The organism is Streptomyces sp. VNUA24 (assembly GCF_029167005.1).
Lineage (GTDB): Bacteria > Actinomycetota > Actinomycetes > Streptomycetales > Streptomycetaceae > Streptomyces > Streptomyces scabiei.
The window spans coordinates 3,644,749-3,669,516 of record NZ_CP119143.1 but is presented as its reverse complement, the minus strand read 5'-3'; the positions used below and the strand labels follow the sequence as shown (position 1 = coordinate 3,669,516).

The window sequence follows — 24,768 nt, the reverse complement described above, 5'->3', positions numbered from 1 at the left end:
ACAGCACACGGCCCGGGACACCCCCATCTCACTCGTACGGGGGTGTCCCGGGCCGTTCGGCGGGCGCGTGACGCCGGTGGGCCGTGCGCCCGTCGGCGCCGGCCCGCCGGGGGCCTACAGCAGCGTCCACGCCTCCGTGAGCGTCGCGCGCAGGATCTGCTCGATCTCGTCGAAGGTCGACTGGTCGGAGATCAGCGGCGGGGCGAGCTGGACGACCGGGTCGCCCCGGTCGTCGGCGCGGCAGTACAGACCGTTCTCGAACAGCTTCTTCGACAGGAAGCCGTAGAGGATCCGCTCGGTCTCGGCCTCGTCGAAGCTCTCCTTCGTCGCCTTGTCCTTGACCAGCTCGATCCCGTAGAAGAAGCCGTTGCCGCGGACGTCGCCGACGATCGGCAGGTCGTGGAGCTTCTCCAGCGTGGAGCGGAACGCCCCCTCGTTGTCGAGGACGTGCTGGTTGAGGCCCTCGCGCTCGAACAGGTCGAGGTTGGCGACGCCGACGGCCGCGGAGACCGGGTGGCCGCCGAAGGTGTAGCCGTGCAGGAAGGTGTTGTCACCCTTGTAGAAGGGCTCGGCTATGCGGTCCGAGACGACACAGGCGCCGATCGGCGAGTAGCCCGAGGTCATGCCCTTGGCGCAGGTGATCATGTCCGGGACGTAGCCGAACTTGTCGCAGGCGAACATCGTGCCGAGCCGGCCGAAGGCGCAGATGACCTCGTCCGACACCAGCAGCACGTCGTACTGGTCGCAGATCTCGCGGACCCGCTGGAAGTAGCCGGGCGGCGGCGGGAAACAGCCGCCCGCGTTCTGCACCGGCTCCAGGAAGACGGCCGCGACCGTCTCGGGGCCCTCGAAGAGGATCTGCTGCTCGATCTGGTCGGCGGCCCAGCGGCCGAAGGCCTCGGGGTCGTCGCCGAAGATCGGGGCGCGGTAGATGTTGGTGTTGGGGACCTTGTGCGCGCCCGGCACCAGCGGCTCGAAGGGGGCCTTCAGGGCCGGCAGGCCGGTGATGGACAGGGCGCCCTGCGGGGTGCCGTGGTAGGCGACCGCGCGGGAGATGACCTTGTACTTGGTCGGCTTGCCCTGGAGCTTGAAGTACTGCTTGGCGAGCTTCCAGGCGGTCTCGACCGCCTCGCCGCCGCCGGTGGTGAAGAAGACCTTGTTCAGGTCGCCGGGGGCGTAGGAGGCGATGCGTTCCGCCAGCTCGACGGCCTTCGGGTGGGCGTAGGACCACACCGGGAAGAACGCCAGCTCCTGCGCCTGCTTGAACGCGGTCTCCGCCAGCTCGGTGCGGCCGTGGCCCGCCTGGACGACGAAGAGACCGGCGAGACCGTCGAGGTAGCGCCTGCCCTTGTCGTCGTAGATGTACGTGCCCTCGCCCCGGACGATGGTGGGTACCGGGGCGTTCTCGTACGAGGACATGCGGGTGAAGTGCATCCACAGGTGGTCGTACGCGGTCTGGCTGAGATCCTTGGGGCTCACGGGTATCGCGTCCTCACGGTTATCGGGTTCCCCACATATAGGTCTGCTTCTTGAGCTTGAGGTAGACGAAGCTCTCGGTGGAACGGACGCCGGGCAGTGTCCGGATGCGCTTGTTGATGACCTCCAGGAGGTGGTCGTCGTCCTCGCAGACGACTTCCGCCATCAGGTCGAAGGAGCCGGCGGTGATCACGATGTACTCGACCTCCGGCATGGCCGTCAGCGCGTCCGCCACGGGGTCCAGGTCGCCGTCGACGTTGATGCCGAGCATCGCCTGCCGCCGGAAGCCCACGGTGAGCGGGTCCGTGACGGCGACGATCTGCATCACGCCCTGGTCGAGCAGCTTCTGGACGCGCTGGCGCACGGCCGCCTCGGACAGGCCGACGGCCTTGCCGATCGCGGCGTACGGCCGTCTGCCGTCCTCCTGCAGCTGTTCGACGATGGCGAGGGAGACGGCGTCCAGTTGCGGAGTGCCGTTCCTGGGCTCCCTGGAGTCCTTCTGGTCTGAGCTTCGACTGGCCACGGGGTCACTGTGCACGACGTCTCGACAGTTCCGCAAGGCTGGATCGATGAAATTCGTTGTTTACGGGGTCGTAGCTTGCGGATTTCGCAGCAGGCGGCGGGTTGGGGGTGTTGAAAACGTGGGTCAGCCGATTAGGGTGGTGTCTCAAGGAATGGACACCCACATCTGGAGGGCCCGGCAGTGAGCACCGAGCTGCGTCGTCTGCGTAACTACATCGACGGGGAATTCCGTGACGCCGTCGACGGACGGACCACCGAGGTGGTCAACCCCGCGACGGGCGAGGCCTACGCGACCGCGCCCCTGTCCGGCCAGGCCGATGTCGACGCGGCGATGGCCGCCGCCGAGGCCGCGTTCCCGGCCTGGCGCGACACCACCCCGGCCGAGCGCCAGAAGGCCCTGCTGAAGATCGCCGACGCGTTCGAGGAGCGGGCCGAGGAACTCATCGCGACGGAGGTCGAGAACACGGGCAAGCCGATCGGGCTGACCCGCTCCGAGGAGATCCCGCCGATGGTGGACCAGATCCGGTTCTTCGCGGGCGCCGCGCGGATGCTGGAAGGCCGGTCGGCCGGCGAGTACATGGAGGGGATGACCTCGATCGTCCGCCGTGAGCCGGTCGGCGTCTGCGCCCAGGTCGCGCCGTGGAACTACCCGATGATGATGGCGGTGTGGAAGTTCGCGCCGGCGATCGCCGCCGGCAACACGGTCGTGCTGAAGCCGTCGGACACCACGCCGGCCTCGACCGTCCTCATGGCGGAGATCATCGGGGCGATCCTGCCGAAGGGCGTCTTCAACGTGATCACGGGTGACCGTGACACCGGGCGCCTGATGGTCGAGCACCCGGTCCCGGCGATGGCGTCCATCACCGGGTCCGTGCGGGCGGGCATGTCCGTCGCCGAGTCCGCCGCCAAGGACGTCAAGCGCGTCCACCTGGAGCTGGGCGGCAAGGCACCGGTCGTCGTCTTCTCCGACACCGACATCGCCAAGGCCGTCGAGGACATCTCCGTGGCCGGCTTCTTCAACGCCGGGCAGGACTGTACGGCCGCCACCCGCGTGCTGGTGCAGGAGTCGATCCACGACGAGTTCGTGGCCGCGCTGGCGAAGGCCGCCGCCGAGACGAAGACCGGGCAGCCGGACGACGAGGACGTGCTGTTCGGCCCGCTCAACAACCCCAACCAGCTCAAGCAGGTCTCCGGTTTCATCGAGCGGCTGCCGGCCCACGCCAAGGTCGAGGCCGGCGGTCAGCGGGTCGGCGACAAGGGGTACTTCTACGCGCCGACCGTCGTCTCCGGGCTCCGGCAGGACGACGAGATCATCCAGAACGAGGTCTTCGGACCGGTCATCACGGTGCAGTCGTTCTCGGACGAGGCGCAGGCCGTGACCTGGGCGAACGGCGTCGAGTACGCGCTGGCGTCGTCGGTGTGGACGAAGGACCACGCGCGCGCGATGCGGATGTCCAAGGCGCTGGACTTCGGCTGCGTGTGGATCAACACGCACATCCCGCTGGTCGCGGAGATGCCGCACGGCGGGTTCAAGAAGTCCGGGTACGGCAAGGACCTCTCGGGCTACGGGTTCGACGACTACACGCGGATCAAGCACGTCATGACGTCGCTGGGCTGAGGTCGCCGGGCTGACGTCGCTGGGCTGAGGTCGCTGGGCTGACGTCGCCGGGCCGAGGCTCCGGCCGCCGGGCCGCGCGTACGACGCGCGGCCCGGCGGGCCGTTTGCCCTGATGCCGGGGGAGTCCGGTGCCGGGGGAGTCCGGCGTAGCCCGGGACGGCCGTCCGTATCGGCGCCGACTCCGGTCACGGGGGCGACTCGCGGCGGTCGGCGCCGGGTGCGGTCGCCGCGAGCGCCCGCCTTCGGCCCTCGGCCGAGGGCCTCACGCCGTTGCCCTCGGCGACGACTCCCTGAGTCTCCCGACAACTCCCTGAGCTTCCACGGTGATGTTCCGCGTGCCCGACTCGCCGTCGCGTGGTCCGGCACGTCCGCCCGAGGCCGGGAGTTCGCGCGATCGTGAAGGGAATTGTGCGGCTTGAGGGTCCTTCCGCCGTATCCGCGCCCATACTCGGGTGCGCGGCCGGCGAAAATGATGCCGACGTCCCATTTCGGTCACCGCGAGGCCGGCGGAGCCGCGCGCAATGCGTGACGATGATGTGGAGATCGTGCGACCGTCCGTCGTGCGGTGGCGTTTTATCGGCCTTTCGACGCCGATTCGGACGCGACGGATCGACTGCCGAAGGGTTGCGGCGTATTCCGTCGTGCCGTAGTTACGTGAACCATGAACCTGTTCACCCGTGCTGCGTCCCTGCGCCGCCCGGCATCCCCCACGGCCTCGCAACTCCCCCACGAGTCGCGGGCATTCCCTTCCACCGGCCCGTCCGACCCCGGCCTGGCCATGCTGACCGGCGAATGGATGATCGACGCGGCGCACAGCCGTATCGGCTTCTCCGTCCGGCACGCCCTGGTGACGACCGTGCGCGGGGCGTTCACCGAATACCAGAGCCGGCTCTACTTCGACGGTCGTGATCCGGCGCGTTCACGGGCCGAGATCATTCTGTCCACCGCCTCCGTCGACACCGGAGTGCAACAACGCGACGCCCATCTCACGGGCCGCGACTTCCTGGACGCGGCGGCTTATCCGCGCATGCGTTTCGTGAGTACCGCGGTCCGTCCGGTGGGCAACGATGTCTACCGCATGGCCGGAGAACTCACGATCAAGAATGTCACCCGTCCCGTGGATCTCGAACTCACCTATATAGGGCACGTGCTGGACCCGTTCGGATATGAGCGGGTCGGTTTCGACGGGACGACCACCATCAACCGGTCCGAATGGGGCCTCACGTACAACCAGCGGCTGGCGGAGGGCGGAGCCATGGTGAGCGAGAAGGTGCGCCTGCAGTTCGACCTCGCCGTGATCCGCTCGATCCCCGGCGGCTGACGCCCGGTCGTGTTCCCGAGGGGCCCGGCAGTCACTGCCGGGCCCCCGCTTTTGAACACGTTCAAGGAGGGGCGTACGCTCCCCGGCATGAGCGACAGAGCCGCCCTGTTGAAGGGCATCCGTGCGTGGCTGGTCTTCTTCGTCGTCTGTCTGGTGCTGAGCGGCGCCACCGCGTTCCCGTTGGTCCACGAGCTGCGGTGGACGGAGGAGTTGCTGCGTTCGCTGTCCGTCGGGGACCGGCTGCCGGCACTCATGGAATGGATCGAGCGCGTACGGGCGGGACTCGACGAGGCCGACGCCGCGTACCCGTTCCTCCTGTACGGCACCGACTGGCTGGCCTTCGCGCACCTGGTGATCGCGGTGGCCTTCTACGGCCCCTACCGCGACCCGGTCCGCAACGTCTGGGTCGTCGAGTTCGGCATGATCGCCTGCGCGGGGATCGTCCCGCTGGCCCTGATCTGCGGGCCGATCCGGGGCATCCCCTTCTGGTGGACGGTGATCGACATGTCGTTCGGCGTGTTCGGGGTGATCCCGCTGTACGTCGTCCGGCAGCGGATCAAGCGGCTGGAGGCGCTCACCGGCGGCTGGGACGGCCGCGGGGCGGCAGACACGGAAGTTGGCGGGGCGGCAGGCACGGACGTTGGCGGTGGGGCGACGGCAGTCCCGGCCGCCTTCAGACCGTCTCCGTAGGGACCCCTGTCTCCGCCCGTGCAGGCCCGGCCCCGGCGGGGTGCGCAGGCGGGGGACCGTGGCAGGCCCTCGACGAGCGCGAGCAGGTCGGGGGCCGGCTGCCGCTCGTCCACCCCCTCGTCGGCCGGGCCCTGCACGGTCACGCCGACGTCGACGGCGTCGTGCGGGAGACCGCGCCGCGCGGTCGGCGGCCTCGGCACCCCGCGCGATCCGCACAGCTTCCGCTGCCGGCTGATCGCGATGGCGATGGCGATGGCGATCGGGATGGCGACGCGGCAGACACGGGACCGCGCGCCGCCGCACCACCGACCGGCTCGGACGCCCCCGACGCCCGTCGCGCCACCGAAGCGCTCGACGCCCTCCGACCGCCGCGCCCCCCCCGCTACGGCCTGGTCCGCGACGGGGGCGAGGTCTCGGCCCCCGTACCGCAGTGCGTCAGATGCCGCCGCAGCGCGCACAGCGCGTCCACCCTGTTGGTGGTGATCGAGTCGACGCCCAGCTCCATCAGGCGGCGCATCGAGCGCCGGGTGTCCGGGGTCCAGACCGACAGCAGGTGGCCGTCCCGGTGGACGCGGTCCACCAGGGCGCCGGTGACGAGACCGAAGCGGTAGTTGAGCCACCGGGGGCGGATCGCGTCGAGGAGGGCGGGGCGGGGTGGGGCGAGGGTCTTCCAGGTGAGGGCCAGCTCGGCGGTCGGGGCGGCGGCCCGGACCGCCAGCAGGGTGGGCGGGTCGGCGCTGTAGTAGACCCGCTCCTCGGCCCGGTGCTCCCGGACGACGTCCAGGACCCGGCGCACCGCCCGCCGGTTCACCGCGCCCGGCAGGTCCACCATCACCCGGCTGTCCCCGGTGGCGAGCAGCGCGTCGGCCAGCGTCGGCACCCCGCCGGCCGTCAGCCCGCTCAGTTCCGCGGCGGAGAGGGCGGACAGCGGCCGTTCCACCTTCCACAGCCGGTCCAGCGTGGAGTCGTGGAGCAGGACGGGCACGCCGTCGCGGGTCGTGCGGACGTCGAACTCGACGGCGTCCGCACCCAGTCCGAGTCCGGCCCGCAGGGAGTCGAGCGTGTTCTCACGGTGGCGGTAGGGGGCGCCGCGGTGGGCGACGGCTGTCACGGTGCGCATGGGGGTGATGGTGGTCCCGATCGGGTCAGGGGGTCAGCCAGGCCGAGGTGTAGGTGTCGATCTCGGCGGACAGCCGGGCCTTGCCGGGCGCGTCGAGGAAGGACGCCTCCACGGCGTTCCTCGCGAGCGCGGCGAGTCCCCGCTCGTCGAGGTCCAGCAGGCGGGCGGCCACCGCGTACTCGGTGTTGAGGTCGGTGCCGAACATCGGCGGGTCGTCGGAGTTGATGGTGACCTGCACCCCGGCGCGCACGAACTCCTTGACGGGGTGTTCGTCCAGGGTGCGGACCGCGCGCGTGGCGATGTTCGAGGTCGGGCAGACCTCCAGGGCGATCCGGTGCTCGGCGAGGTGGGCGAGCAGCTTCGGATCGGCCGCCGCGCTGGTGCCGTGCCCGATGCGTTCCGCGCGGAGCTCGATCAGCGCGTCCCAGATGGTCTCGGGGCCGGTCGTCTCGCCGGCGTGCGGCACGGAGTGCAGGCCGGCCGCGATCGCCCGGTCGAAGTACGGCTTGAACTGCGGTCGCGGTACGCCGATCTCGGGCCCGCCGAGCCCGAACGACACCAGCCCCTCGGGGCGCACCCGGTCCTCGGTCGCGAGCCGTGCCGTCTCCTCGGCGGCTTCGAGCCCGGCCTCGCCGGGGATGTCGAAGCACCACCGCAGTACGGTCCCGAACTCGGCCTCCGCCGCCTTGCGCGCGTCCTCGATCGCCGCCATGAAGGCCAGCTCGTCGATCCCGCGCCGCGTGGAGGAGAACGGTGTGATGGTCAGCTCGGCGTACCGGACCTGTTGCCGGGCGAGGTCCCGCGCCACCTCGAACGTCAGCAGCCGGACGTCCTCCGGGGTGCGGATGAGGTCGACGACGGAGAGGTACACCTGGATGAAGTGCGCGAAGTCCGTGAACGAGAAGTAGTCCGCGAGCGCCTCGGGGTCCGTCGGCACCTTGGAGTCGGGGTGGCGGGCGGCCAGTTCCGAGACGATACGGGGGGAGGCGGAGCCGACGTGGTGCACGTGCAGTTCGGCCTTGGGCAGACCGGCGATGAAGGCGGTCAGGTCGCGGCTGCGGGAAGCGCCGGGAACGGCGGGGTTCACGGGCACGCCCTGGGCGGTGCGGTGGTCGGTCAAGGTTCCTCCCCGGAACGGCGTCCGCCCCGGGCCGTGGGTCTGCGCCGGGGGACGCGGGTGATCGGCTGATCGATGACTCGGGATCATCGTAGGCGGCGATTCCCCACGCTGACCCCGGGCTTTAGCATGACCGAACGTACAGCCGATCGCGTGCGAGGGAGAAGCGACGCGGATCGGCGCGAACGTGACACCAGGGGGAACCGCTCATGCCGTCCGACGAGGCACCGATCCCGAAGACACCGGCCGACGCGCAGCCGGACCCGTGGGCGCCCCCACCGGACCACCTTCCGGCGCCTCCACCGGACCGCCTTCCGGCGCCTCCACCGGACCGCCTTCCGGCGCCTCCGCAGGACCGCCTTCCGGCGCCCCCACCGGACCACCTTCCGGCATCGCCACAGGACCGGATTCCGGCGCCTCCACCGGACCGCCTTCCGGCGCCCCCACCGGACCACCTTCCGGCATCGCCACAGGACCGGATTCCGGAATCGCCACCGGATCGGACCGAGGACGCGAGGCCGACGCCGACGCCGGCGCCCGCGGTCGTGCTGGACAAGCCGGACACGAGGCCCGCGCCCGCCACGCGTCCCGTGTCTCCTCCGGCCCAGGTGCACGACGGGATGACGGTGGCGTCCGCGCCCGGCGCGCAGCCGGGCGGCATCGGTCCGCAGGCCGGTACCGGTGCCGGTGGGCCGACGCCCGCCGGGGTTCCCGCGGCGCCGGCGCCCTCGGCGGGTCCGGGCCCGTTCGCGCCACCGGGCGGGCCGTGGGCCGCCCCGTCCCCCGACCCGTTCGCCCCGCCCGCGCCCCCCATGCCCTACCCGCCGCTCGCGGCGGGCGTGCCCTACGCCCCCGTACCGCCCCCGCCGCTCGCTCCGGACGGGCCCGGGCAGCTCCCGTACGGCCATCCGCAGTACCCGGCGGCGTACCCGGGCGGCCACACCCACCCCGGGTTCGGCCATCCGGCTCCCGGCGCGGGCTACCCGTGGCCCGTGATGGCGCCCCCGCCGAGCAACGGGATGGGCATCGCGGCGATGGTGCTCGGTATCTGCGCCGCCGCGCTGTTCTGTCTGTGGCCGCTGGCGATCCTGCTCGGGATCATGGCCGTGATCTTCGGGTCCATCGGCCGGGTCAAGGCCCGCAGGGGTGAGGCGACGAACCCCGGGCACGCCCTCGCCGGGATCATCTGCGGAGTGGTCGGCATCCTGCTCGGCATCGGCATCATCGTCCTGCTCGTCGTGGCTCCCGGCGGCGACTTCGACCCGGGCCCCGCCCCGGTCGACGACGGCTACTCCACGTCGCTCTCCCAGGCACAGCCGACCTGAACGCGGCCGGCCGCCGCCCCGGGCACCCCCTCCACCGTCGGCGGTGACCTCGCACCACCCGCACCAGGACGCCGTCACGCGCCCGCGCCCCGCACCCGCCCGGCGCGGGGCCCGGCAGCGCTCAGACGTCGGCCCCGCTCAGCAGGCGCTCACGGGCCGCCATCAGTGCGAAGCCCAACAGATTGGGGCCCCGCCACCGCGCGGGGTCCATGGCGCGTTCGTCGTCCGCCGCGAGGCCGATGCCCCAGACACGGTCCAGGGGGCTGGCCTCGACGAGGACGCGGTTGCCCGTGCCGAGCAGGAACGCCTGCAGTTCGGGGTGGGCGGCGAACTTGTGGAAGCTGCCCTCGGCGACGATCGCGAAGCGCTCCTGCTCCCACAGCGCCTCGTCGAAGCCCCGTACGAGCCGCCCGATCTTCTTGGCCTGCGCGGGGCCCGCCGCCGCCACGGCCCTGCGCTCGGCCTCCGCGTCCCCGAACAGCCGGGCCTTCGACGCCATCATCCAGTGCTCGGCCGTCGCGTACTCCACCCCGTCCACCGTGAACGGCGAGGGCCACCACTGACTCAGACAGCTCGCGCCGACCCGGCCGTCGGGCCGTGGCCGGTGCCCCCAGAAGTGCAGGTACCTGATCCTCGCCCCCGCGCGGACCGCTTCCTTCAGCGTGTCCCAGGAATCGATCTTCTCCATGGCGTCGAGTCTGGCAGCCGCCACTGACATTCCGTCCTCGATTTTCCGTGCTGACTCGACACCTGGTCGACAGATTCCGTCGCGTAACCAAAAGGCAACAACGGAATCCCTTGTTGGTGCCGCATGGCTCTGTCAGGATCGGCACTCAAATCGAGCTGGAGCTACGCCACCCACCCCCGTGGACAGAGGGGGCACAGGCGGAGGAGAGCGACATGCAGAAACCGGGCACCGCGACCCCGGACCGGTTCCCCGCACAGGACCGCTTCGCGGTCGGCGCGCAGTACGTCGCCGGCCGCCTGACGAAGGGCACATCGGGCCACACCCAGGCGGTCGTCGACCCCGCGACCGGCGACGAGATCCTCACCTACGAGGCGGCGGGCACCCACGACGTGGACGCGGCCGTGGCCGCCGCCCGTGCCGCCTTTCCGGGCTGGGCCGCCACCACGCCCGGGGAACGCTCGGACGCGCTGCACCGCTTCGCCGCGGTGGTGGCCGACCGGGCGGAGGAGTTCGCGCGGGCCGAGTCCCTGCAGTGCGGGAAGCCGCTCAAGCTGACGCGTGAGTTCGACGTGCCCGGCACCATCGACAACATCGCGTTCTTCGCGGGCGCCGCCCGGCACCTCCAGGGCCAGTCGGCCGGCGAGTACTCGGGCGACCACACCTCGTACGTACGCCGTGAGCCCATCGGGGTGGTGGGTTCCATCGCACCGTGGAACTATCCCCTCCAGATGGCCGCCTGGAAGATCCTCCCGGCGGTCGCGGCGGGCAACACGATCGTCCTCAAGCCCGCCGAGACCACCCCGCTCACCTCCCTGCTGTTCGCGCAGGCCGCCACGGACGCCGGCATCCCCGACGGTGTGATCAACATCGTCTGCGGGACCGGCAGGGAGGCCGGGGAGCACCTCGTCGGCCACCCCGACGTGGTCATGACCTCCTTCACCGGGTCCACGGCCGTCGGCAGGCGCGTCGCCGAGATCGCCACGGCCACCGTCAAGCGGCTGCACCTGGAACTGGGCGGCAAGGCCCCGTTCGTCGTCTTCGACGACGCCGACCTGGAGGCCGCCGCCAACGGCGCGGTCGCGGGCGCCCTCATCAACACCGGGCAGGACTGCACGGCCGCCACGCGCGCGTACGTGCAGCGGCCGCTGTACGAGACGTTCGTGGAGCGGACCGCCGCGCTCATGGAGACCGTCCGGCTCGGTGACCCGTTCGCCCCGGGGACCGATCTCGGGCCGCTGGTCTCGCACGTCCAGCGGGACCGGGTGGCCGCCTTCGTCGAGCGGGCGCGCGGGTACGCGCGCGTGGTCACCGGGGGCGAGGCGCCCGGGGGAGAGCTGGAGAGTGGCGCGTACTATCGGCCCACGCTCGTGGTCGACGCCGCCCAGGACAGCGAGATCGTCCAGTCCGAGGTCTTCGGACCGGTGCTCGTGGTCCTGCCCTTCGACAGCGACGACGAGGGCATCCGGCTCGCGAACGACACCCCGTACGGCCTCGCCGCCTCCGCCTGGAGCCGGGACGTGTACCGGGCCGGCCGCGCGACCCGGGAGATCAGGGCCGGGTGCGTGTGGGTCAACGACCACATCCCGATCATCAGCGAGATGCCGCACGGCGGCTACAAGGCATCCGGCTTCGGCAAGGACATGTCCGCGTACTCGTTCGAGGAGTACACCCAGCTCAAGCACGTCATGTTCGACAATACGGCGATCGCCAGGAAGGACTGGCACCGCACGATCTTCGGGGACCGCTAGCCGATCTCAGGCCGCCCGACCCGCGGCCGCCCACCTTCCCGAAAGGGCATCAGCGCATGGAGCAGTACGAGCCCGACCGCCTGTCGCCGGCCCAAGTGGCCGCCATGCGGCGCAGCTTCCGAAGCGGCCGGGCCGCCATGACCCGGCGGTCCCTGCTGCGTGCCTCCGCGGGCGGCGCGCTCGCGGTCGGCGGTCTCGGGGCGCTGAGCGCCTGCGGTATCCCCGCGGCCGGCAACACTCAGGGCGGGGTCTCCGCGGAGGACCACTCGGCGAAGGAGAAGACCGTCAACTTCTCCAACTGGACCGAGTACATCGACGTGGACGACAGCGAGAAGCGCCACCCCACGCTCGACCAGTTCAAGAAGCAGACCGGCATATCGGTCAAGTACACCGAGGACATCAACGACAACGTCGAGTTCTTCGGCAAGATCAAGCCGCAGCTGGCCGCGGGCCAGGACACCGGGCGGGACATCATCGTCCTCACCGACTGGCTGGCCGCCCGGCTCATCCGCCTCGGATGGGTACAGAAACTGGATGCCTCCAACCTGCCGCACGCCTACGCCAACCTGTCCGCGCAGTTCCGCGACCCGGACTGGGATCCGGGGCGGGCCCACTCCTACGTCTGGCAGGGCATCTCGACCGTCATCGCCTACAACAAGAAGGCCCTCGACGGCCAGGAGGTGAAGTCGATCTCCGACCTGCTCGACAACGACAAGCTCAAGGGCCGGGTCGGCTTCCTGTCGGAGATGCGCGACAGCGTCGGCATGACCCTGCTCGACATGGGCAAGGACCCGGCGAACTTCACCGCCGACGACTACGACGCGGCGATCGCGCGGCTCCAGAAGGCCGTCGACAAGGGACAGATCCGCCGCTTCACGGGCAACGACTACACCTCCGACCTGACCAGCGGCGACTTCGCGGCCTGTGTCGCCTGGGCCGGTGACGTCGTCCAGCTGAAGGCGGACAGCCCGGACATCGACTTCATCATCCCCGAGAGCGGATACATGACGTCGACCGACAACATGCTGATCCCCAACAAGGCCCGTCACAAGACGAACGCCGAGCGCTTGATCGACTTCTATTACCAGCCCAAGCCGGCCGCCGAGCTCGCCGCGTACATCAACTACGTGTCGCCCGTCGACGGCGTGAAGGCCGAGCTGGAGAAGCTCGACCCGGATGCGGCGAACAACCCGCTGATCATCCCCGACAAGGCCATGGCCGCGAAGTCGCACGCCTTCCGCTCGCTGAGCGCGAAGGAAGAGACGGAATTTGAACAGAAGTTCGCGAAGCTGACGGGGGCGTGATCACCGTGACGAACAAGACCACCGACCACGGCGGGGACGTCCGCCTCTCCGGCATCAGCAAGACCTACGACAACGGCTTCACCGCCGTGCACCCGCTGGACCTGACCGTGCCCCAGGGCTCCTTCTTCGCCCTGCTCGGCGCCTCCGGCTGCGGCAAGACCACCACCCTGCGCATGATCGCCGGCCTGGAGGAGCCCACCACGGGCACCGTGCACCTCGGCGACCAGGAGGTCACCCGGCTGCCCCCCTACAAGCGGCCGGTGAACACCGTCTTCCAGTCCTACGCCCTCTTCCCGCACCTCGACATCTTCGAGAACGTCGCCTTCGGACTGCGCCGGCGCGGCATCAAGTCGGTGAAGAAGCAGGTCGAGGACATGCTGGAGCTCGTCCAGCTGGGGGAGCAGGCGCGCAAGAAGCCGCACCAGCTCTCCGGCGGCCAGCAGCAGCGCGTCGCCGTCGCCCGGGCGCTGATCAACACGCCCAAGGTGCTGCTCCTGGACGAGCCGCTCGGCGCCCTCGACCTCAAGCTGCGCCGCCAGATGCAGCTGGAGCTCAAGCGCATCCAGACCGAGGTCGGCATCACCTTCGTGCACGTCACGCACGACCAGGAGGAGGCCATGACCATGGCCGACACGGTCGCCGTGATGAACGGCGGCAGGGTCGAACAGCTCGGCTCGCCGACCGACCTGTACGAGAACCCGCAGACCACCTTCGTCGCCAACTTCCTCGGCACCTCCAACCTCATCGAGGCCGAGGTCGACTCCCGCAGCGGCGGCGAGATCGTGCTGAAGGCCGGCGGCGGCAAGCTGGTGCTGCCCGAGGCGCGGTACTCCGGACCGTCCGCGACCGGGGGCAGGGTGCTGGTCGGCGTCCGTCCCGAGAAGATCTCCCTGACCCACGCCGACCAGGCGGGGGAGATCCCCGTGGGCCGCAACCGGATCACCGGGAGGATCGCCGACTCCTCCTTCATCGGCGTCTCCACGCAGTACGTCATCGACAGCCCCGTCTGCCCCGAGTTCGAGGTCTACGCCCAGAACATCGACCGCGACGACCGGCTGGTGCCCGGCGCCGAGGTCGTCCTGCACTGGAACCCGGCGCACACCTTCGGTCTGGACGCCGCCCAGTCCCTGCTTGCCGGGACGACGGGCTCCGCCGGCATCCAGGAAGAGGCGACGGCCTGATGGCGACCCTCACCGAGGCGCCGCCGCCTCTCACCCCGACCGCGCCCGAGAAGAAGCCGCCCCGCAGAAGAGGCCGCCTCACGCCGTACTGGCTGCTGCTGCCCGGCATCCTCTGGCTGGTCGTCTTCTTCGCGCTGCCGATGATCTACCAGGCCTCCACGTCCGTGCAGACGGGCTCCCTGGAGGAGGGCTACAAGGTCACCTGGCACTTCGCCACCTACTGGGACGCGCTGTCCGAGTACTGGCCGCAGTTCCTGCGCTCGATCCTGTACGCCGGTGCCGCGACGGTCCTCTGCCTGGTGCTGGGGTATCCGCTGGCGTATCTGATCGCGTTCCGCGCGGGACGCTGGCGGAACCTGATCATGATCCTGGTGATCGCGCCCTTCTTCACCAGCTTCCTGATCCGCACGCTCGCCTGGAAGACGATCCTCGCGGACAGCGGCCCGGTCGTCGGCGCCCTCAACACCCTGCACGTCCTGGACGTCACCAACTGGCTCGGCTGGACGGCCGGCGACCGTGTGCTGGCCACACCGCTCGCGGTCGTCTGCGGTCTGACGTACAACTTCCTGCCGTTCATGATCCTTCCGCTCTACACCTCGCTGGAGCGCATCGACGGACGGCTGCACGAGGCCGCGGGCGACCTGTACGCGAGGCCGGTCACCACCTTCCGCAAGGTGACCTTCCCGCTGTCGATGCCGGGCGTGGTCTCCGGCACGCTGCTGACCTTCATCCCGGCGGCCGGTGACTACGTCAACGCGGACCTGCTCGGATCCACCGACACCCGTATGGTCGGAAACGTGATCCAGACGCAGTTCCTGCGCATTCTCGACTACCCGACGGCCGCGGCCCTCTCCTTCATCCTGATGGCCGCGATCCTCTTCATGGTCACGCTCTACATCCGCAGGTCCGGGACGGAGGATCTGGTTTAAATGGCCTTCGTCAACTGGCTCAAGCGCCATCTCGTCGTCATCGCGGGACTGTGCACGCTCGGTTATCTGCTGCTGCCGAACGTCGTCGTCACGGTGTTCTCCTTCAACAAACCGAAGGGCCGCTTCAATTACGAGTGGCAGCATTTCTCCACGGACGCCTGGCAGGACCCCTGCGGGGTCGCCGGTATGTGCGGCTCGCTCTCCCTCAGCCTGCAGATCGCTCTCTGGGCGACGATCGGCGCGACCGTCCTCGGCACGATGATCGCCTTCGCGCTGGTCCGCTACCGCTTCCGGGCGCGCGGCGCGGTGAACTCGCTGATCTTCCTGCCGATGGCGATGCCCGAGGTCGTCATGGCGGCCTCGCTGCTCACCCTGTTCCTCAACATGGGCGCCCAGCTGGGCTTCTGGACCGTCCTCATCGCGCACATCATGTTCTGCCTGAGCTTCGTCGTCACGGCGGTCAAGGCGCGTGTGATGTCGATGGACCCGCGCCTGGAGCAGGCCGCCCAGGATCTCTACGCCGGGCCCTTCCAGACCTTCATCAGGGTCACCCTGCCGATCGCGGCCCCCGGAATCGCCGCGGGCGCGATGCTCGCCTTCGCGCTCTCCTTCGACGATTTCATCATCACCAATTTCAACGCGGGCTCGACCGTCACCTTCCCCATGTTCGTCTGGGGTTCGGCACAGCGCGGCACGCCCGTCCAGATCAACGTCATCGGTACGGCCATGTTCCTGGTCGCCGTGCTGCTGGTGCTGGTCTCCATGGTCATCGGCAATCGCCGCAACAAGCAGAAGGCATAAGCCTTTCGCGCACCTTCCGTAGGGAGTTGAAATCATGGCCCCGAGCGCCATGAGCCGTTGGACGAAGTCACTCTCCGAAGCCCGGCCGGTCCCGTACTGGCTCGAAGACCCGGGCAAACCCCGCCCCGAGCCCGCGCTCACCGGCGCCGAGACCTGCGACCTGCTGGTCGTCGGCGGTGGCTACAGCGGGCTGTGGACCGCGCTGAACGCCAAGGAGCGCGACCCGGGGCGGGACGTGGTCCTGCTGGAAGGCCGTGAGGTGGGCTGGGCCGCCTCCGGCCGCAACGGCGGCTTCTGCGCCGCCTCGCTCACCCACGGCCTGGCCAACGGTCTCGCCCGCTGGCCCGACGAGATCCACACACTGGAGGAGCTGGGCGCCCGCAACCTCGACGAGATCGAGGCGGCGGTCGCCCGCCACGGCCTGGACTGCGACTTCGAACGCACCGGCGAGATCGACGTCGCCACCGAGCCCTACCAGGCCCGGGAACTGCGCGACTGGTACGACGAGATCACCGGCCGGGGCCTCGCCGACGGCATCGAGTTCCTGGACGCCGACGCCGTACGCGACCAGGTCGCCTCACCGACCTTCCGCGCCGGCCTGCACGACCGCCGGGGCGTCGCCATGCTGCATCCGGCCAAGCTCGCCTGGAACCTCAAGCGGGCGTGCCTGAACCTGGGCGTCCGCGTCTACGAGCACACCCCCGCGCTCGCCCTCAAGGCGTACGGCGCCGGCATGGCCGTCCGCACCCCCTACGGCCAGGTCCGTAGCCGGCAGGTGGCGCTCGGCACGAACATCTTCCCCAGCCTGGTCCGGCGCGTCCGCGCGTACACCGTGCCCGTCTACGACTACGCCCTGATGACCGAGCCGCTCACCGCCGAGCAGCTGGCGTCGGTCGGCTGGAAGAACCGGCAGGGGCTCGGGGACTCCGCCAACCAGTTCCACTACTTCCGGCTCAGCGCCGACAACCGCATCCTCTGGGGCGGCTACGACGCGGTGTACCCCTACGGCGGCCGGGTGCGCGCCGAGTACGACGACCGGCCGGAGACGTACGCCAAACTCGCCGGGCACTTCTTCACCTGCTTCCCGCAGCTGGAGGGCCTGCGGTTCACCCACGCCTGGGGCGGCGCGATCGACACCTGCTCCCGCTTCTCGGCGTTCTACGGCACCGCCCACCAGGGCAGAGTCGCCTACGCGGCCGGTTATACGGGGCTGGGGGTGGGCGCCACCCGGTTCGGCGCGGACGTCATGCTCGACCTGCTCGCGGGCGAACGCACGGAGCGCACCGCGCTGGAGATGGTCCGCAGGAAGCCGCTGCCGTTCCCGCCGGAGCCGTTCGCCTGGACCGGTATCGCCCTCACCAAGTGGTCCCTGGCCCGCGCCGACTCCCATGCCGGGCGCCGCAACCTGTGGCTGAGGGCCATGGACCGGCTGGGACTGGGCTTCGACAGCTGAGACACCGGAACCGGAATCCGGCCGTCTGCGGGGCGTGAAGGCGTGCGCGTGATCAACGGGCGTACGCCCTGCTGGGCCGTGTTACTCCATTCACCACCAAGAAGTGGTCGGAACCCGCGTAATGCCCGGCCGCAACCTCTGTCTGTGCTCCTGACGCGAAAACCGCGTCCGACGGAGCTCTAGAGAGAGGAAGGTCCCTGTCATGACTGGGGCCAAGACGGCGGCCGAGTGGCTGGCATCCGTGTCACCGGATCCCGAGGCCTGCCGCTGGGAGTGGGAGCGCAACCCCCTGGGGGTCGCCCTGCTTCCGGCGGGCAGGGCGTGGGACGTGCTGATCCTGCCGGGCCTGCTCGGCTATCCCACCCTCGATGTCCTCACCCGCATCATCGACCGGCCCGGACCCGTGCTCGCCGACTTCGGCGACGACCGCATGGGGTTCTTCGTCCCGCCGGGCACGGCGTCGCGGTGGCTCGGCACGGGGGTGCGCAGCGCGGGCGGCGGCACCTGGATCGTGGTGCCGTACCCGGGACGGCAGACCGGCGGGGTCCGCTGGCTGATCCCGCCGGACGGCAGCGGCACCCTCACCGATCCGGCGCTGCTCGAACTGGCGATGCACGAGGCGGCGGCGAGCCTGGCCAGGGACGAGGACCGGCAGCCGGGGAGCTGAGGACCACGTCCGACGGCGGCCGTCCCCCGGCCGCCCGGACGGGGTGACGGCGGTTCTTCCCGGCCGCTTCGCGCTCTCGTCGGCCGCCCGTGCGGCCGACGCGGACGTCACCCGCGAGGACCCCCGGGTCCCCGGAACCACAGCGAGGAGAGCAGCGGCACGCACACGCACCAGCTCGCCACCACGTCGAGCGGCCAGTGGTACCCCTGGCGCACCAGACCGAAGCCGACCCCGAGGTTCAGCACGACCGCGAGGACCACGACCGCGCGGCGCGCGGGGGCGCCGCGCAGCAGGGGCAGCAGGAGCAGGACGGCGGCGCCGTACGCGACGGAGGCGGTCGCGGTGTGGCCGGAGGGGTAGAAACCCGTGCCCGGTCCCATGACCGGCGGACCCGGCCGGGCGATGAGCTCCTTCAGCGGGATCACCCAGAGCGGTACGGCGGCCAGGAGGAGCGCCGCCGCGGCGGACGGCCGCCACGCGTCCCGCCGGCCGTCGGCCCGTGCGCGCCACGCGACGTACAGCAGCACGAGGGCGAGGACCGGGACGGCGACCGAGACGTTGCCGAGGTCGGCGAGGAACTGGGTGGGCGCTCCCCGGTGGACGAGCAGGTCGCTGAGGCGTGCGTCCGCGCGGGCCAGCGGGCCGTGCGCGAGGACCTGCCAGGTGATCAGCGAGAAGAGCAGGGCCGGGGCGCCGAGAAGGAGGAGGGCGGCGGGCCGGCGGGAGGGGCCGGAGAAGATGGTCGGCCGCCCTCGAACAGGGGGGGTGGTTCGAGGACGGCCGTCCGGATCGGTGTGCCGCTCGCCCCGGGGGGTTTGGGGCGGGCGGCCGTCCGATCCGTGAGGAGATCCGGAGCCGGAAGCTCCGTGTGTGTGCGCGAGGGCACGACCAGGGCGAAGCTGGGGAGGCCCCGACCCGGTGTCGCCCACAGTCCCCTGTGGGCGGGGTGTATCTCTCATCTGCATCAGAACCTACGGCAGGGAACGCGGCCGGGACAGCCGGAATCGCGACCCCTCATGCACTTTGCACACCTTCTTCACGCGCTCCGACGCCCGTGCGCGCGGGCCGGAATCCGGATCGGACCCCAGGTCGGATTCCGGTTCCGGGGAGCGTGGGACGTCGGAGGCGGGTGGGGGATTCCGTATGCGGGCGCCCCGCATACAGGGGCGCCCGGGCGCGGTGCGGGGGTGCGTCAGACGCCGGCGAACGCCTGCTCGATGATGTCGAGGCCCTCGTTCAGCAGGTCCTCGCCGATGACGAGCGGCGGCAGGAAGCGCAGCACGTTGCCGTAGGTGCCGCAGGTCAGGACGAGCAGGCCCTCCTGGTGGCAGGCCTTCGCCAGCGCGGCGGTCGCCTCCGGGTTCGGCTCCTTCGTCGTACGGTCCTTGACCAGCTCGATGGCGATCATGGCCCCCCGGCCGCGGATGTCGCCGATGAGGTCGAACTTCTCGGCCATGGCGCCGAGGCGGGCCTTCATCGTCGCCTCGATGCTCTTCGCCCGGGCGTTGAGGTCGAGCTCCTTCATCGTCTCGATCGAGCCGAGCGCGCCCGCGCAGGCGACGGGATTGCCGCCGTAGGTGCCGCCCAGGCCGCCCGCGTGCGCCGCGTCCATGATCTCCGCGCGGCCGGTGACGGCGGCGAGCGGGAGACCGCCGGCGATGCCCTTGGCGGTGGTGATCAGGTCCGGGACGATGCCCTCGTCCTCGCAGGCGAACCACTGGCCGGTGCGGCAGAAGCCCGACTGGATCTCGTCGGCGACGAAGACGATGCCGTGGTCGGCGGCGAACTTCCGGATCGCGGGCAGGAAGCCCTTGGCCGGCTCGATGAAGCCGCCCTCGCCGAGCACCGGCTCGATGATGATCGCGGCCACGTTCTCCGCGCCGACCTGCTTGGCGATCTGGTCGATCGCCTGCGCGGCGGCCTCGGGGCCGGCGTTCTCCGGGCCGGTCGGCCAGCGGTAGCCGTACGCGACGGGGACGCGGTACACCTCGGGCGCGAAGGGTCCGAAGCCGTGCTTGTACGGCATGTTCTTCGCGGTCAGCGCCATCGTGAGGTTGGTGCGGCCGTGGTAGCCGTGGTCGAACACGACCACGGCCTGCCGCTTGGTGTACGACCGGGCGATCTTCACCGCGTTCTCGACGGCCTCGGCGCCGCTGTTGAACAGCGCGGACTTCTTGGCGTGGTCGCCCGGGGTCAGCTCGGCGAGGGCCTCGGCGACGGCGACGTAGCCCTCGTACGGCGTGACCATGAAACAGGTGTGCGTGAAGTCCTGGAGCTGGGCCGTGGCCCGGCGGACGACGGCCTCGGCGCTGGCGCCGACGCTGGTGACGGCGATGCCCGACCCGAAGTCGATCAGCCGGTTGCCGTCGACGTCCTCGATGATGCCGCCGCCCGCGCGCGCGGTGAACACGGGCAGCACGGACCCCACGCCCGCCGCGACGGCGGCGACACGACGAGCCTGCAGTTCCTGGGACTTCGGTCCGGGGATGGCGGTGACTACGCGGCGCTCCTGAGGAAGTGCGCTCATGTGGGGCTCCTGGGGCTCTTGCGGACGCTTGTCTTCTTTTACTCGCAGGCTAGGACCGGGAAGGAACACTGGGCATGCTCCATGTGGGCGTTGTTGACGGCACCGCTTGTCCTTGATGGACATGGCGCGCCGCCGGAGACGAATCCTCGATCGAGGGGCACGGAAGGACCGCTTCACGGCCCGCCCGGCCGCGTAAGCGGTGAACTCCCCTTGCGAGGGCGTTAGATTGGCTCGCTGATGGTGGACGGAACGGCTGGTCAGGGGGCAAGCGCGATGGACAGCGACGGGACGCGGGACGTGCGGGGCACCCAGGCGAATCCTGTGCCGCGCCCGGCGGGGCCGGCCGAGGGGCCCTTGACGCCCCCGCGCCCGGCGCACGCACCAGGGGTTCCGCCGATGCCGGACGGGTCCTCCTTCCTCGCGTGGCTGCGGGCGCCGCGGCCGGACGCGGCACCGGGGGTGTGGCGGTTCGGGCACGAGTCCCGGCCGGAGGAGGAACCGGAGACCGTCCCCGCCCGGCAGCTGCTCGGCGGCGCCCTCATCGCCTTCCTCGTCGGCTGGCTGATCTGGTCGCTGCTCTGGAACGGCTACCTCGGTGGCTGGTGGCTGGTGCCGCTCTTCGCGATGATCCCGGACTCCTGGGCGCCGGCCCACTCCTACTCCGCCGTGGTCATCAGCTACGTCTGGTACACGGTCGTCGCCCTGGCGATCCTGGTCGGCGTCGGGCGGCTCGGCCGCTGGGGCGAGGTCTGGCGCCGGTACGGCGCCCCGCGCCTGCGGCAGCCCCAGGCTCGGCAGGTGGTACCGCCGCCCCAGGACGACCCCGCCCGGTGGAACCCGCTCCGCGAGGTCGGCGCCGGGGAGGCCGCCGAGCGGCTCGCGGCGGAGGCCGCGTCCGGGCTCATGCGGGACGTGGACCACGCGCGGATCATGCGGGCGTGGCAGGGCGTGCGCAGCGGCCGGCACAGTCTGGCCACCTTCACCGGCGCGGTGCTGAAGGACGGCGCGGCGGCGTGTCTGCACCCCTCCGGGGAGCGGGACCTGCCCGGCCGGCTCGCCCGGCACGACCTGGTCACCGGCCAGGTCCGCCTGGGCGGCACCGTCGACGACCCGCGCAACCCCTACGCCTACCGGGGCACGGGCCTCGCCCTCGGTCCCGATCTGCTCGGCACCTCCCTGCTGGCCGTCGGACCCGCCGGGTCGGGCAAGACCGGCAGCGTGGTCTGGCCCGTCGCCGAGTCGCTGTGCCTGCACGCGCTCGCCGGGCGGGCCGCGGTGGTGGTCGTGGGGGCGGCCGGGGCGGGGCTCGGACCCGCCGACGCCTATGACGTCGTCGTCCGCATCGGGAACCCCGAGTCCGTCTACGACCTCGACCTCTACGGCGGGACCACGGACCCCGACGAGGCCGCCGCCGTCCTCGCGGAGGCGCTCGTCGGCGACCTGGCCGACCCGCACCCCGGCGGCGACAGCCGGCGCTCCACCACCGTCCTCGCCCAGCTCCTCGGCCCGTACCGGGCGGTGCACGGGCGGTTCCCGTCGGTGCCGCAGCTGCGCCAGCTGCTGGACGGCTCGCCCGGTCCGCTGGGCGAGCTGCGCCGGGCCCTCCAGGACGCCGGGCAGGAGTCCCTGCTGCGGGAACTGGACGCGCGTGAGCGCCAGCTCGGGCACCCCGGCGACGTCGGCGGGGTCCTCGCCGACCGGGTCGCCCTCCTCGACCGGCCCGCCTTCGCCACGTTCTTCGACACCTCGGGCCAGTCCCGGCCCTTCTCCCTGCGCGCCCTCGACCACCCGGTACGGGTCCGAATCGACCTCCCCGAACGCGGCCACGCCGATGCCTCGCGCATCCTGGCGCGGCTGGTGCTCGCGCAGTTCACGGCGAGCGTCGCCGTGCGCGAGGACCGGTCGCTGTTCGCCTGCCTCGTGCTGGACGACGCGACCGGGGTCGTCACCCCGGAGGCCGTCCGCGGGATCCAGCGACTGCGCTCGACCAACGCGGGCGCCGTCCTCACCCTGCGCACCCTCGACGACGTGCCCCGGCCGCTGCGCGGGCCGCTGCTCGGTGCCACCGGCTGCCGCATGGCGCTGTCCGGACTCACCCCGTGGGACGGGCAGGACTTCGCCGAGGTCTGGGGCAAGGAGTGGACCGAGGCGCGGGACGTCACCGACCGGCAGATCATCGCCGACTCCCCGGCCGGAAAGGCCTGGCACGCGCTGCGCCGGATGATCACCGGCCACGCGCCCACCGCACGGGCCGTGACCGTGCGCCAGGTCGAACGGGAACGCTGGTCCGCCTCCGAGCTCGCGCACGGCGTGCCGCCGGGTCACGCGGTGCTGTCGCTGACGACCGTGCGGGGCGAGCACGCGCCCCCGCTGCTGGTGGATCTTCGCGGCTGAGTGGCGGGGCGGCTGGGCGGTTGAGGGACTGTCCGTTGAGGGGCTGCCGGTTGGTGGCTGGGCGGCGGGGCCCGGTGCCGGTCGGTTCGAGCCATTCGATGGGTGATGTGGGGGGCCTGTGACCGTACGGTGAGGCAGAATCGGGACAGGTCGTTCATACGCGGCGGCCAAAAGGCCACCCCGACAGTCCCCCCGGCGCCCGCGAAGCCCACGTCGACCTGAAGGTCTCATGCCCCCCACGCTCGCCTCGCTCGTCCACCACTCCACGCTCAAGCTGACCGTGCGGGCGGGCGAGGACAGCCTGGACGTGCCGGTGCGCTGGGCGCACGCCAGCGAGCTGGCCGATCCCGTGCCCTACATGGAGGGCGGGGAGCTGCTGCTGATCACCGCGCTGAAACTGGACGCCGAGGATCCGGAGGCGATGCGGCGCTACGTACGGCGCCTGGTGGGCGCCGGGGTCGTCGGGCTCGGCTTCGCCGTCGGGGTGCACTACGAGGACGTCCCCGAGGCCCTCGTCGCCGCGGCCCGGGGGGAGGGGCTGCCCCTGCTGGAGGTGCCCCGGCGCACGCCCTTCCTCGCCATCAGCAAGGCGGTGTCGGCCGCCATCGCCGCCGAGCAGTACCGGGCGGTGACGGCGGGGTTCGCCGCCCAGCGGGAACTCACCCGGCAGGCGCTGACCGACGGTCCCGAGGGGCTGCTCGGCGCGCTCGCCGGGCAGGTCGACGGGTGGGCCGCCCTGTACGACGCCTCCGGCGCGGTCGTCGCGGTGGCACCCGAGTGGGCGGAGCGGCGGGCCGGCCGGATCACCGTCGACGTCGAACGGCTGCGCGACCGGCCCGCGCCGGCCAGCGCGGTCGTCGGCGGCGATGACCGCGTCGAACTGCACTCCCTCGGCACCGGACGCCGGGCCCGTGCCGCCCTCGCCGTCGGCACGGCGGCGGCCCTCGGCACGGCCGAGCGGTACGCCGTCCACTCCGCGATCGCCCTGCTGACGCTCACCACGGAACGCTCGCGTTCGCTGCACGCCGCCGAGCAGCGGATCGGCGCGGCGGTGCTGCGGATGCTGCTGGCCGGGGAGTGCGACCACGCGCGCGCCGTCGCCGGGGACCTGTACGGAGGGCTGCTGGACGCCCCGTTCCGGCTGATCCTCGCGGAGTCCGCCTCGGGGCCCGCGGGTGCCGTCGGGCCGGGCGGTGATCTGCTCGGGCAGCTCGTGGAGGTGGTCGAGGCGGCCGCCGCGCGGGCCGGGGAAGCCGTGCTCGTCGTGCCGGACGGGGAACGGCTGGTGGTGCTGGCCGTGGACGGGGGTGCGGCGGTCGGCGCGTGCGGGGCGTTCGCGGGGGCGTTGGAGACGGCTCGGGCGGAGGGGCGGGATCCGGGGGCCGCGGCCGGCGGCTCCGGCCCCGCGGGTGTCCCCGCCTCCGTCGAGGAGGAGGAGCTCGTCGTCGGGCTTTCCGCGCCCGCCGGGCCGATCGCGGCCGCCTCCGCGTACAAGCAGGCCGAGCAGGCGCTGTCCGTGGCCCGGCGGCGGGGGCGGTGTCTCGTCGAGCACGAGGAGCTGGCCGCGGGGTCCGTGCTGCCGCTGCTCGGTGACGACGCGGTGCGGGCGTTCGCGGACAGTCTGCTGCGGCCGCTGCGGGAGCACGACGCGACCGGGCGGGGGGATCTCGTGGCCTCGTTGCGGGCGTGGTTGTCCCGGCACGGGCAGTGGGATGCGGCTGCCGCCGATCTGGGAGTACATCGGCATACGTTGCGGTACCGGATGCGGCGGGTGGAGGAGATCGTGGGGCGGTCGCTGGACGATCCCGATGTGCGGATGGAGTTGTGGCTGGCGTTGAAGGCGACGGCTGCCGCGGGGGAGTAGGGGGTCTTTTCTCGCCCCCGCCG

At 71.5% G+C, this 24,768-nt stretch carries 19 protein-coding genes and 1 pseudogene; 13 read left to right on the top strand and 7 right to left on the bottom strand.

Going from position 1 to position 24,768, the window contains the following annotated elements; all coding sequences use genetic code 11:
- Window positions 1–114: 114 nt before the first annotated feature.
- Together PYR72_RS15175 and PYR72_RS15170 are read right to left on the bottom strand one after the other, a co-directional pair.
- Window positions 115–1,479 carry an aspartate aminotransferase family protein gene (locus tag PYR72_RS15175; protein ID WP_275455854.1) on the bottom strand — a complete coding sequence of 455 codons (1,365 nt, stop codon included), beginning with the start codon at window positions 1,477–1,479 and terminating at the stop codon, window positions 115–117.
- Between the two features lie 19 nt (window positions 1,480–1,498).
- A complete protein-coding gene (locus PYR72_RS15170) occupies window positions 1,499–2,014 on the bottom strand; it encodes an Lrp/AsnC family transcriptional regulator (RefSeq protein WP_013000377.1) in 516 nt (171 codons plus the stop codon).
- A 165-nt stretch (window positions 2,015–2,179) separates the two neighbouring features.
- On the opposite strand from PYR72_RS15170, the gene PYR72_RS15165 reads away from it, so the two are divergent.
- The 3 genes from PYR72_RS15165 (at window position 2,180) to PYR72_RS15155 (ending at window position 5,627) form a co-directional block, all read left to right on the top strand.
- Window positions 2,180–3,616, top strand: coding sequence for a gamma-aminobutyraldehyde dehydrogenase (locus tag PYR72_RS15165; protein WP_275455853.1), 1,437 nt, complete (start codon window positions 2,180–2,182; stop codon window positions 3,614–3,616).
- Between the two features lie 661 nt (window positions 3,617–4,277).
- Window positions 4,278–4,937: a YceI family protein gene (locus PYR72_RS15160; RefSeq protein ID WP_275455852.1), complete on the top strand. Its 660-nt coding sequence runs from the start codon at window positions 4,278–4,280 to the stop codon at window positions 4,935–4,937.
- An 87-nt stretch (window positions 4,938–5,024) separates the two neighbouring features.
- The gene (locus tag PYR72_RS15155) at window positions 5,025–5,627 is read left to right on the top strand and encodes a hypothetical protein (RefSeq protein WP_275455851.1); all 603 of its coding nucleotides are present in this window, start codon (window positions 5,025–5,027) and stop codon (window positions 5,625–5,627) included.
- Between the two features lie 382 nt (window positions 5,628–6,009).
- Here PYR72_RS15155 and PYR72_RS15150 read toward each other — a convergent pair whose 3' ends face one another.
- Together PYR72_RS15150 and PYR72_RS15145 are read right to left on the bottom strand one after the other, a co-directional pair.
- Window positions 6,010–6,747 (bottom strand): glycerophosphodiester phosphodiesterase, encoded by a 738-nt coding sequence (locus PYR72_RS15150; RefSeq protein ID WP_275455850.1) that lies wholly within the window; start codon window positions 6,745–6,747, stop codon window positions 6,010–6,012.
- Between the two features lie 25 nt (window positions 6,748–6,772).
- Window positions 6,773–7,941: pseudogene (locus tag PYR72_RS15145) on the bottom strand (adenosine deaminase).
- A 543-nt stretch (window positions 7,942–8,484) separates the two neighbouring features.
- Between PYR72_RS15145 and PYR72_RS15140 the strand changes: the two are divergent.
- Window positions 8,485–9,189 carry a DUF4190 domain-containing protein gene (locus tag PYR72_RS15140; protein ID WP_275455848.1) on the top strand — a complete coding sequence of 235 codons (705 nt, stop codon included), beginning with the start codon at window positions 8,485–8,487 and terminating at the stop codon, window positions 9,187–9,189.
- Window positions 9,190–9,310: 121 nt separating this feature from the next.
- Here the strand turns inward: PYR72_RS15140 and PYR72_RS15135 are convergent, their stop codons facing one another.
- A complete protein-coding gene (locus PYR72_RS15135) occupies window positions 9,311–9,907 on the bottom strand; it encodes an NADAR family protein (protein ID WP_275455847.1) in 597 nt (198 codons plus the stop codon).
- 182 nt (window positions 9,908–10,089) lie between these two features.
- Here PYR72_RS15135 and PYR72_RS15130 point away from each other — a divergent pair, with 182 nt between their 5' ends.
- From PYR72_RS15130 to PYR72_RS15100, 7 genes are all read left to right on the top strand, one after another.
- Window positions 10,090–11,625 carry a gamma-aminobutyraldehyde dehydrogenase gene (locus PYR72_RS15130; protein WP_275455846.1) on the top strand — a complete coding sequence of 512 codons (1,536 nt, stop codon included), beginning with the start codon at window positions 10,090–10,092 and terminating at the stop codon, window positions 11,623–11,625.
- 56 nt (window positions 11,626–11,681) lie between these two features.
- Complete coding sequence (locus PYR72_RS15125; protein ID WP_275455845.1) at window positions 11,682–12,929, top strand: spermidine/putrescine ABC transporter substrate-binding protein; 1,248 nt, start codon at window positions 11,682–11,684, stop codon at window positions 12,927–12,929.
- On the top strand, window positions 12,926–14,110 hold the full coding sequence (locus PYR72_RS15120; protein ID WP_275455844.1) for an ABC transporter ATP-binding protein: 1,185 nt from the start codon (window positions 12,926–12,928) through the stop codon (window positions 14,108–14,110). The genes PYR72_RS15125 and PYR72_RS15120 overlap by 4 nt, the downstream gene beginning before the upstream one ends.
- The gene (locus tag PYR72_RS15115) at window positions 14,110–15,039 is read left to right on the top strand and encodes an ABC transporter permease (protein ID WP_275455843.1); all 930 of its coding nucleotides are present in this window, start codon (window positions 14,110–14,112) and stop codon (window positions 15,037–15,039) included. Before PYR72_RS15120 ends, PYR72_RS15115 begins: the two co-directional genes overlap by 1 nt.
- A complete protein-coding gene (locus tag PYR72_RS15110) occupies window positions 15,040–15,840 on the top strand; it encodes an ABC transporter permease (RefSeq protein ID WP_275455842.1) in 801 nt (266 codons plus the stop codon).
- A 34-nt stretch (window positions 15,841–15,874) separates the two neighbouring features.
- On the top strand, window positions 15,875–17,293 hold the full coding sequence (locus PYR72_RS15105) for an FAD-dependent oxidoreductase (protein WP_275455841.1): 1,419 nt from the start codon (window positions 15,875–15,877) through the stop codon (window positions 17,291–17,293).
- Between the two features lie 202 nt (window positions 17,294–17,495).
- The gene (locus tag PYR72_RS15100) at window positions 17,496–17,960 is read left to right on the top strand and encodes a hypothetical protein (RefSeq protein ID WP_059082561.1); all 465 of its coding nucleotides are present in this window, start codon (window positions 17,496–17,498) and stop codon (window positions 17,958–17,960) included.
- A gap of 107 nt (window positions 17,961–18,067) precedes the next feature.
- Here the strand turns inward: PYR72_RS15100 and PYR72_RS15095 are convergent, their stop codons facing one another.
- Together PYR72_RS15095 and gabT are read right to left on the bottom strand one after the other, a co-directional pair.
- Complete coding sequence (locus tag PYR72_RS15095; RefSeq protein WP_275455840.1) at window positions 18,068–18,889, bottom strand: phosphatase PAP2 family protein; 822 nt, start codon at window positions 18,887–18,889, stop codon at window positions 18,068–18,070.
- 263 nt (window positions 18,890–19,152) lie between these two features.
- The gene (gene gabT / locus PYR72_RS15090; protein ID WP_275455839.1) at window positions 19,153–20,487 is read right to left on the bottom strand and encodes a 4-aminobutyrate--2-oxoglutarate transaminase; all 1,335 of its coding nucleotides are present in this window, start codon (window positions 20,485–20,487) and stop codon (window positions 19,153–19,155) included.
- Window positions 20,488–20,760: 273 nt separating this feature from the next.
- Between gabT and PYR72_RS15085 the strand changes: the two genes are divergently transcribed.
- Together PYR72_RS15085 and PYR72_RS15080 are read left to right on the top strand one after the other, a co-directional pair.
- Window positions 20,761–22,881 (top strand): ATP-binding protein, encoded by a 2,121-nt coding sequence (locus PYR72_RS15085; protein WP_275455838.1) that lies wholly within the window; start codon window positions 20,761–20,763, stop codon window positions 22,879–22,881.
- Between the two features lie 229 nt (window positions 22,882–23,110).
- Window positions 23,111–24,745, top strand: coding sequence for a PucR family transcriptional regulator (locus PYR72_RS15080; RefSeq protein WP_275455837.1), 1,635 nt, complete (start codon window positions 23,111–23,113; stop codon window positions 24,743–24,745).
- Window positions 24,746–24,768: the final 23 nt, after the last annotated feature.